Genomic DNA, 8,389 nt, shown 5'->3' with positions numbered 1-8,389 from the left:
GAGCCGAGGTCGACGCGCAGCCACTGCGGGTCCTGGCCTTCGAGGCTGGCCCAGCGGGTGGCGGCGTCGCCGTCGACGGCCTTGCCGGCTTCGAAACCCGCGCCCTCGATGGAGGAGGCGTAGGCGGGCTTGCCCTGCGACAGCAGGGTGGCGGAGGCGCTGGGCGTGGGAGTTGGCGTCGGGGTGGGCGTCGGGGTGGGACCGCCGCCGCCGACCGCCTTCCAGAGCGCGGCCGCCGTCGCGGGTTCCCAGCCGGTCTGGGCGGTGTGGGTCTGCAGGCATTCGTAGTCGGTCCCGGCGTAGGTGACCAGGGAACCGGTGGGGTAGGTCGTGCCCGGCGTCCAGGCCGGGTACGCCGCTCGCACCGAGACGGCCGGTCCGGTCCCGGCCGCCCAGGCGGGGGCGACGGGTCCTAACGGAACCAGCAGCGCGGCGAGCAGAAGGAGGGGGGTGGCGCGGCGCATCCGTACTCCTCTCATCAGTTAGGAAAGCTTCCTAATAAACAATGACCCTAGGACAGCCGGCGGCCGAGCTCAATATCCGGGCCCATCTTTTGTTAAGAATCTTTACGATCAGTCAAGTCTCGGGCACTATGAGGTCCGATCTATCCCCCAGCCCCGGGAGCCCCCATGATCCGCAGGCTCGGCGTCTTAGCCGCGTCCACGCTCTTGCTCGCGCTGCTGACCCCCGCCGCGCACGCCGCCCCCACCTGGACGCTGCGCTGGTCGCCGAACGCGACCACGCACACCCCCGCGCAGGCCTTCGAGACCCTGGAGGACGACCGCGCCGACTCCCACCCCGCCGCCAGGCCGCACATCAAGGTCTCGGGCGACGCCTACCGCTTCGACATGCACATGGTCGACCGCGACTCCATCACCGACCGCCAGCGCCAGGAGGTCACGGGCAACCGTACGCCCGCCGGTCACCTGCAGTGGAAGCTCGGCGAGACCTGGCGCGTCACCTACTCCATGTACATCCCGAGCACGCTCAAGGCCACCACGACCTTCACCCACATCATGCAGACCAAGCAGCCGGGATCGGGCGGCTCGCCCATCACGGTCACCTCGCTGCGCCGGGTCAACGGCGTACAGACCATCGAGCACAAGGTCTTCGAGCAGAACATCCTGGTGGGCCGGACCAACCTGGAGCCGCTGCACGACAAGTGGATCGACATCGAGTACGAGATGAAGATCGGCAACGGGACGGACGGCTCGGTGCGCTGGGTGGTCAAGAGCGGCGGCACCACGATCGTGGACGCCACCAAGACCGGCGTGGACACCTTCCTCGCCGACCGCGTCCGCCCGAAGTGGGGCATCTACCGCTCGCTCGGCGACACCTCGGGCTCGCTGCAGGACACCTACCTGCTGCTGCGCAACCTGCGTGCCTACCAGCTCACCGACGGCGGCGGGGACACCGCCGCGCCCAGCACCCCGGCGAGCCTGCGCGTCACCGGCACGACCTCCTCCAGCGTGTCGCTGGCCTGGAACGCCTCCACCGACAACGTCGGCGTCACCGGCTACGAGGTCTTCCGCGGCTCCACCCTGGTCGCCACCGTCACCGGGACGACCCACACCGACACCGGCCTGAGCCCCTCGACCGGCTACACCTACACCGTCAAGGCCCTCGACGCCGCGGGCAACCGTTCAGCGGCCGGCGGTCCGGTCACCGGCACCACCGCGGGCACGAGCACCGGGACGCTGTTGTCGCAGGGCAAGCCCGCCTACGCCTCCTCCATCGAGGGCGCCGGCTTCGAAGCCGGCAAGGCCGTCGACGGCGACGCCGCCACCCGCTGGGCCAGCCTCGAAGGCCAGGACCCGCAGTGGCTGCGCGTCGACCTCGGCTCCACCGCCGCCATCACCCGGGTCAAACTCACCTGGGAAGCCGCCTACGCCAAGGCCTACACGATCCAGACCAGCCCGGACGCCAGCACCTGGACCACCGTCCACACCACCACCAACGGCGACGGCGGCACCGACGACCTCACCCTGAACGCCAACGCCCGCCACATCCGCGTCCACGGCACCCAGCGCGCCACCCCCTACGGCTACAGCCTGCACGAATTCCAGGTCTACGGCACCGCGGGAAGCACGCCGTCTCCCTCCCCCACTTCCACGGGCGCCACCACCTGGCGGTCCGGCACCGTGTACGCGGTGAACAGCCAGGTCGTCTACGGGGGCGTCACCTACCGCTGCCTCCAGGCGCACACCGCTCAGGCCGGGTGGGAGCCCCCGGCCGCGCCCTCCCTCTGGCAACAGCTCTGACCCTGCCCGTACGGCAGGCGCCCCCGCCGAAAGCCGGCTCGTACGGCGGGGCTACTGGCCGGTGAGCTCGGCGAGCTGTTCGGCGGCGGTGGAGTTGCCCAGCGCGGCCAGCCGGCGCAACTCGCCGAGCTCGCCCAGCTCGGTGGCGGTCTCGATGAGCTGGTCGATCGCGCCGGAGTGCCCGGCGTCGGACAGCCGCCGCAGCTCGCCCAGGTCACCGTGCTCGGCGGCCAGTTCGAGCAGCAGGTCGGTGGCGTCCGGGTTGCCGCCGTCGGACAGCCGCCGCAGCTCGGCCACGTCGCCGAGCTCTCCGGCGGCCTCGACCAGCAGGTCGGTCGCGTCACGGTCGCCGGCGTCGGATCGGGCCCGCAGTTCGGTCAGGTCGAGGTGGGTCATGCCGAGCCTCCAAGCTCTCGCGCCGCGCGATGGGCGAGCCACTCCTCCCGCAACGCCGGCAACCGCTCGCTCAGGAACTCGGCGAGCGCCACCATCTCCTCCAGCGGGGCGCGGCGCTCGGCCGGGGCGTCGGCGAGCAACGCCAGACCCTCCCGGAAGAGGGCGGCGTGCTGCAGATGGAGGGTGGCGTCGAAGTTCTGCGGTTGCCGGCTGGCCGGGTCGACGCTCACCCTGTCCATCCGCTCGCCTGCGGCCCGCGTCCTGCGGGCCAGTTGGTAGCCCTCCAGCAGCTTCACCGCCCCGGTGATCGCGCTCCGGCTGGCCAGGAGGGCGTCGGCCAGCTCGTCGATCGGCTGCTCGGGCGGGTCGCACACGAGCAGGTAGCCCAGCAGCCGCCCGGCCATCGGCGGGAAGCCGTAGTGCCGGGCGTAGAACCGGCCCACATGGTCGGCGAAGATCAGCTGCTCGTCGTGTGCCACGCTTGGAGGCTATCGCAAATCGCGGAAATGACACAAATATCTGTCATTTCATTTACTGCGGCCAGCCGGCGATGATCTCGGGCGTGATGGCGTCGTGGTGGCACTTCAGCGTCGTGCGCCGCGCGGTGTCGTACACGCACACCCGGACGTCCACCCGCTTGATCTCCCCGTCGGAACTCAACCGGAACGAGCCGCTGGGTGAGCACGTGGACTTGGCGCGGCTCCAGCCGGTGCCGCCGCCGGCGTAGTGGAAGCGGGCCCGGACCGTCGCGCAGTGGTCGCGGTGCGGGTCGCGGTCGTACAGCTTGCCGTACACCTGGAAGGTCTCCGCGCTGAAGTCGGAGATCCACACGTCGGCCTTGGCGTAGCCGCCGTGCCCGCCCGCCGACTGCACGGGGCCCCAGTGGACGCCGGCGGCGGCCGACGCCGGGGCGGGCAAGGCGGCGCCGAGCAGGAGAGCCACGGTGGCGCCCAGGACAAGGTTCGTTCTCATGGGCGGGAGCCTAGGCGGGCGGACTTGGAAAGATCTTGCAACCGGCTGGCGTGACCCAGGGACGCGGCGGCTCGCCCGCGACGAGCCCGGGAGTTGCTCGCCGTGCAGGCCCCGGGCCGGGTGGCCGGCCGGCCCGGGGCGGTCCGAGGGGTCCGGTTACGGGCGGACGAGGATGACGTTGCCGAGGGAGCGCTGGCCGGTGGCGTCGGAGGGGCGGTTCACGATGCCGGTCCCGGCGGTGGCCAGCACGCTGGAGCCGCCGCCGTCCAGGTTGAGCGCCTCGACCGCGCCGAGGCTGCGCATCAGCTCGGCGGTCTGCGGGATGCCGAGCCCCTCGCTGTAGCCGGCCTGGCGGCCGTCGACCACGACGAGCATCAGCCGGCCCTGGGCGTCCATGCCGATCATGGAGCGCGGGTTGGCGCGCAGGGTCCAGTTGTAGGTGAAGGTCTGGTCGGCGCCCTCGCGGATCAGCCCGTCGGCGTCGGCGTTGACCGACACCCGGCCGTCGCGGACGAGGGTGGGGCCGACCTGGAGGATGGTCGTGTCGGGGGTCAGCGGGACGCGGTGGCCGCGGCTGTCCTCGACCCGCTCGGAGAGGCGCAACCGGCTTCCGGGACGGGCGTGGGCCTGGAGCCAGGCGGTGCTGTCGCCGATGGCCTGGATGACGGAACCGCCCGGCGGGACGGCCGCACCGCGCGTCGGGTTGAGCGCGAGCACGGTGCCGCGGGAGTCGAGCACGGCCTCGGCGCCCTCACCGGCCGGCGTGACACCGAACTCGGGGGTGAAGCGCACGAGCTCGCTGGCGTCGGTGCACTTCAGGTCATGCTGGGCCTTCTCGGTGGGCTGGTCGCCGCCGACGCCGCCGCAGTTCCAGACCTCGCCGGGCAGGCGGTTGACGCCGTCGAGCTCGACGCGCTCGCCGCCGGCGTGCAGCGTGACGCGGGCGGTGTAGGCGTCCACGTCGACGCGGCGGCCGCCGTGCGTGATCTTGATGCCGCCGCGGCCCTGGGTGGCCGAGCCGATGAGCTTGCCGTTCTTGACGTACAGGCCGCCGGGGGCGCGGTTGTAGAACCACTGGGCGTTGATCCCGGCGGCGGCGCCGGAGGCGGCGACGAGGTCGGTGAGGGTCTCCATGCCGTTCAGCGCCGGCCCGAAGTCGGTGTCCACGCTGCCGCGGAACTGGCTGAAGTCGACGCGCAGGACGTGGACGCGCTGCGGGGCGCCGGGGTCGGTGCCGTCCTGCGCGGTGTAGCGGGTGCCGCCGGCGAAGCCGGCCGCCCTGACCTTGGTGAGCGCGGCCGAGGCCTCGCCGCTGGTGGCGTGGCGGCCGAGCCGTACCGTCCAGCCGAGGACGCCGGCCGGGCGGTCGGCGAACGCGGGCAGGTCCACCTGCTCGACGCGGGGCTCGAAGCCCTTGTCGCGCAGGGCGGCGGCGACGCGGTCGGCGATCTCCTTCGGGCCGAGCGCGGTCGGGGCGGTGTTCAGCGGCCCGTCGAGGGTCGCCGGGAGGTAGACGTGCACCGTCCAGTAGTCGTCGGCGTCCTGCGCGCCGAGCGACAACGAGGTCAGCGTGACGCCCGGCGGTAGCGCGGGATCCAGGGCGGGCGCGGTCGCGGAGGCGGGTGCGGCGGTGGCCGGGAGCGCCAGGGTGAGGGCGGCGACCAGGGTCGTCAGGGCTCTGGGGGGCATCTGGGTCCTTCGCATGGGGGCAAGCCGGGCATGCCTTGACGAGGGCTTCCTGCTTGCTTATTCTTCCGAGACAATTAATAAATGTAGCTGAAAAAACCGCCGCCCCCAAGGATCCCCATGCAGAATCTGCTTCGCCTGGCCGTGGCCGCGCTGACCGCCCTGCCGCTCACCGCGTGCGCCGCCGGGACCGGGAGCGAAGGCCCCGTCGCGCTCACCTGGTGGCAGGGCCCCAACGCCGACAAGCCCACCCAGGCCGCCGTGGCGGCCTGCACCCGCGACGGCAAGTACACGATCAAGGTCGAGACCCTCCCCGAAGGCTCCGACAAGCAGCGCGAGCAGCTCGTCCGGCGGCTGTCGGCCAAGGACCGGGCGGTGAACCTGATCACCATGGACGTCGTCTGGACGGCCGAGTTCGCCGAGGCCGGCTGGATCCTGCCCCTGCCCGCCGGCACCGCCGCGACGGTGACCGAGGGCACGCTGGGCGGCGCGCTGAAGTCGGCGACGTGGGAGGGCAAGGTCTACGCCGCGCCGCTGCTGTCCGGGTCGCAACTGCTGTGGTACCGCAAGTCCCGCGCCGAGCAGGCGGGAATCGACCCCGCCAAGGGCGAGCTGACCTGGGACGAGCTGATCAAGGCGGCCGGCGGCCTGCCGGAGGGCCAGCGCGGCGTCGCGACGCCCGGCAACCGCTACGAGGGCTACACCGTCTTCATCAACGCGCTCGTCGCCTCGGCGGGCGGCCAGGTCGTGGACGCGCAGGGCAAGCCGGGCCTCGACAGCGACGCCGGGCGGGCCGCGGCCGGCGTGATCAGCTCCCTGGCCACCGGCCCGGCCGCGCTGACCGGGATCAGCACGCTCGACGAGGAGACCATGCGGGCCGCTTTCGAGAAGGGCGAGGCCTCGTTCATGACCAACTGGGGCTACGTCTACGCCGCCGCCGCCGAGCGCGCGGCCAAGGAGCCGGAGTTCAAGAAGGTCTTCGACGACTACGGCTGGGCCCGCTACCCGAGGGTCACGGCCGGGGTGCCCAGCGCGCCGCCGCTCGGCGGCTCCAACATCGCCGTCGGGGCCGGCACGCCCGAGGACCAGCGCGACAGCGCCTTCGCCGCGCTGGCCTGCCTGACCTCCACCCAGTCGCAGAAGGGCTTCATGCTGGACGCCGGCATCCCGGCCGCCCGCTCGTCGGTCTACGACGACGCGGAGGTGCGGGCCAGGTTCCCGTTCGCCGACGTCATGCGCGACTCGATCGCCGAGGCGGCGCCGCGGCCGATGGTGCGCAAGTACAACGCGCTGTCCACCGCGATCCAGACGGCCTTCCACCCGCCCGCGTCGGTGACGCCCGAGACCGCGGCCAAGGCCGGCGCGGCGCTGGCCGAGGCCGTGGGGCAGTGAACCGGGTCCGGGCCGAGCAGCGGCTGGGCTGGCTGATGGTCGGCCCCGCCCTGCTGCTCATGATGGCGGTGACGATCGTCCCGGTGCTCCGGACGGCCTGGCTGTCACTGGAGGACTACTCGCTGAGCGCCCCGGACGAGCGCGCCTTCACCGGGCTCGGCAACTACCGGGAGATCCTGGCGAGCCAGGCCTGGTGGCAGGACCTCGGCGCGACGCTGATCCTGACCGTGACCAGCGTGGGGGCCGAGTTCGTGCTGGGCTTCGCCCTCGCGCTGGCCATGCACAGGGTGCTGTGGGGGCGGCAGTTGCTGCGGACCGTCGTGCTGGTGCCGTACGCGGTGCTGACCGTGGTGTCCGCCTTCGCCTTCCGCTTCGCCTTCCAGCCCTCGGTGGGGTTCGTGGGCGGCGACTTCAACTGGCTGGGCGAGACGTGGTCGGCCTACACGGTGATCGTGCTGACCGAGGTGTGGAAGACCACCCCGTTCATGGCGCTGATGCTGCTGGCCGGGCTGGTGACCGTACCCGGCGAGGTGTACGAGGCGGCCCGGGTGGACGGGGCGGGGGCCTGGCAGCGCTTCTGGCGGGTCACCGTCCCCTGCGTACGGCCGGCCATCATGGTCGCCCTGCTCTTCCGCACGCTGGACGCCTTCCGGATCTTCGACACCGTCTACATCCAGACGCAGGGCGCGGTCGGCACCGAGACGCTGTCCTTCCTGAGCTACCGGTTCCTGATCAGGGACCTGGAGGTGGGCCTGGGCTCGGCTGTGTCGGTGCTGCTGTTCGTCTGCGTCGCGCTGATCGCCGGCGGGTTCGTGCGGGCCTTCCGGTCCGAGTTGGGCGGGGCACGATGAGGCGCAAGATCACCGACCTCCTGGTCACCGCCACCGTCGCGGTCTGGACGCTGGGCCCGCTGGTGTGGGTGGTGAGCCTGTCGCTCAAGCCGCCCACGCTGCAGAACGACGGCCGCTTCCTGCCCGCCTCCCCCACGCTGGAGAACTACACCGGCCTGTTCACCAAGCCGATGTTCACCACCGCGCTGGGCAACTCGGTGGGCATCTCGCTGCTGGCCACGACCGTCTCCGTGGTCGTGGCGGTGGTCGCGGCCTACGCGGTGGCCCGGCTGAGCTTCCGCGGCAACCGGCTGGTGCTCGGGGTCGCGCTGGGCCTGACCATGTTCCCGGCCATCGCGCTGGTCGGACCGCTGTTCACGCTCTGGACGGAGATCGGGCTGTTCGACACCTGGCTCGGGCTCATCATCCCGTACGTGTCGTTCTCGCTGCCCCTGGCGATCTGGCTGATGACCGCCTTCTTCCGCACCATCCCGCGGGATCTGGAGGAGTCGGCGCAGGTGGACGGGGCGACCCGGCTCCAGGCGCTGGTCCGGGTGATCCTGCCGGTGGCGGCGCCGGGCGTGGTCACCACGTTCCTGCTCACCTTCCTGGCCTGCTGGGGCGAGTTCCTGTTCGCGATCTCGCTCACCTCGACCGAGGCCTCCCGTACGGTCCCCGCCGCGCTGGCCTTCTTCACCGGCGACTCGGAGTTCCAGCAGCCCTACGGCGCGATCGCCGCGGCCGCCCTGATGGTGACGGTGCCCGTGGTAGTGCTTGTCCTGCTCAGCCAGCGCCGCATCGTCGCCGGGCTCACCTCCGGCGCGGTGAAGGGGTGATCTGATGCCTCCTGCC

General features: G+C 72.0%; 9 protein-coding genes. 4 read left to right on the top strand and 5 right to left on the bottom strand.

Annotation, left to right across the window (positions count from 1 at the left end):
- Positions 1 to 464: carbohydrate-binding protein (locus AB0I67_RS34780; protein WP_357932579.1), on the bottom strand; the 464-nt coding region annotated here is incomplete at its 3' end.
- Between the two features lie 165 nt (positions 465 to 629).
- On the opposite strand from AB0I67_RS34780, the gene AB0I67_RS34775 reads away from it, so the two are divergent.
- Positions 630 to 2,261 (top strand): discoidin domain-containing protein, encoded by a 1,632-nt coding sequence (locus AB0I67_RS34775; protein WP_357932576.1) that lies wholly within the window; start codon positions 630 to 632, stop codon positions 2,259 to 2,261.
- Between the two features lie 51 nt (positions 2,262 to 2,312).
- Here AB0I67_RS34775 and AB0I67_RS34770 read toward each other — a convergent pair whose 3' ends face one another.
- The 4 genes from AB0I67_RS34770 to AB0I67_RS34755 all read right to left on the bottom strand — a co-directional run bounded on the left by AB0I67_RS34770 (position 2,313) and on the right by AB0I67_RS34755 (position 5,318).
- Positions 2,313 to 2,657, bottom strand: coding sequence for a hypothetical protein (locus AB0I67_RS34770; protein ID WP_357932573.1), 345 nt, complete (start codon positions 2,655 to 2,657; stop codon positions 2,313 to 2,315).
- Positions 2,654 to 3,136 (bottom strand): hypothetical protein, encoded by a 483-nt coding sequence (locus AB0I67_RS34765; protein ID WP_357932571.1) that lies wholly within the window; start codon positions 3,134 to 3,136, stop codon positions 2,654 to 2,656. Before AB0I67_RS34765 ends, AB0I67_RS34770 begins: the two co-directional genes overlap by 4 nt.
- 52 nt (positions 3,137 to 3,188) lie before the next feature.
- Positions 3,189 to 3,629 carry a hypothetical protein gene (locus tag AB0I67_RS34760; RefSeq protein WP_357932568.1) on the bottom strand — a complete coding sequence of 147 codons (441 nt, stop codon included), beginning with the start codon at positions 3,627 to 3,629 and terminating at the stop codon, positions 3,189 to 3,191.
- A 156-nt stretch (positions 3,630 to 3,785) separates the two neighbouring features.
- A complete protein-coding gene (locus tag AB0I67_RS34755) occupies positions 3,786 to 5,318 on the bottom strand; it encodes a phosphodiester glycosidase family protein (protein WP_357932565.1) in 1,533 nt (510 codons plus the stop codon).
- 117 nt (positions 5,319 to 5,435) lie between these two features.
- Here AB0I67_RS34755 and AB0I67_RS34750 point away from each other — a divergent pair, with 117 nt between their 5' ends.
- From AB0I67_RS34750 to AB0I67_RS34740, 3 genes are read left to right on the top strand one after another with little or no spacing between them, the layout of a single operon-like run.
- Complete coding sequence (locus AB0I67_RS34750; protein ID WP_357932562.1) at positions 5,436 to 6,707, top strand: extracellular solute-binding protein; 1,272 nt, start codon at positions 5,436 to 5,438, stop codon at positions 6,705 to 6,707.
- Positions 6,704 to 7,558, top strand: a complete 855-nt coding sequence (locus AB0I67_RS34745; RefSeq protein WP_357932559.1) for a sugar ABC transporter permease — start codon at positions 6,704 to 6,706, stop codon at positions 7,556 to 7,558. The genes AB0I67_RS34750 and AB0I67_RS34745 overlap by 4 nt, the downstream gene beginning before the upstream one ends.
- Complete coding sequence (locus AB0I67_RS34740) at positions 7,555 to 8,373, top strand: carbohydrate ABC transporter permease (RefSeq protein ID WP_357932556.1); 819 nt, start codon at positions 7,555 to 7,557, stop codon at positions 8,371 to 8,373. Before AB0I67_RS34745 ends, AB0I67_RS34740 begins: the two co-directional genes overlap by 4 nt.
- Positions 8,374 to 8,389 lie beyond the last annotated feature (16 nt).

Source organism: Nonomuraea sp. NPDC050310 (assembly GCF_040655795.1).
Classification (GTDB): domain Bacteria; phylum Actinomycetota; class Actinomycetes; order Streptosporangiales; family Streptosporangiaceae; genus Nonomuraea.
Note: the sequence above shows the minus strand (reverse complement) of the source record. Positions and strands in the feature narration are given on the sequence as shown.

Coding starts and splice junctions, on each gene's coding strand:
- AB0I67_RS34770 (WP_357932573.1), bottom strand. CDS start 2,657: ATGACCCACCTCGACCTGACCGAACTGCGGGCCCGATCCGACGCCGGC.
- AB0I67_RS34760 (WP_357932568.1), bottom strand. CDS start 3,629: ATGAGAACGAACCTTGTCCTGGGCGCCACCGTGGCTCTCCTGCTCGGC.
- AB0I67_RS34775 (WP_357932576.1), top strand. CDS start 630: ATGATCCGCAGGCTCGGCGTCTTAGCCGCGTCCACGCTCTTGCTCGCG.
- AB0I67_RS34755 (WP_357932565.1), bottom strand. CDS start 5,318: ATGCCCCCCAGAGCCCTGACGACCCTGGTCGCCGCCCTCACCCTGGCG.
- AB0I67_RS34750 (WP_357932562.1), top strand. CDS start 5,436: ATGCAGAATCTGCTTCGCCTGGCCGTGGCCGCGCTGACCGCCCTGCCG.
- AB0I67_RS34740 (WP_357932556.1), top strand. CDS start 7,555: ATGAGGCGCAAGATCACCGACCTCCTGGTCACCGCCACCGTCGCGGTC.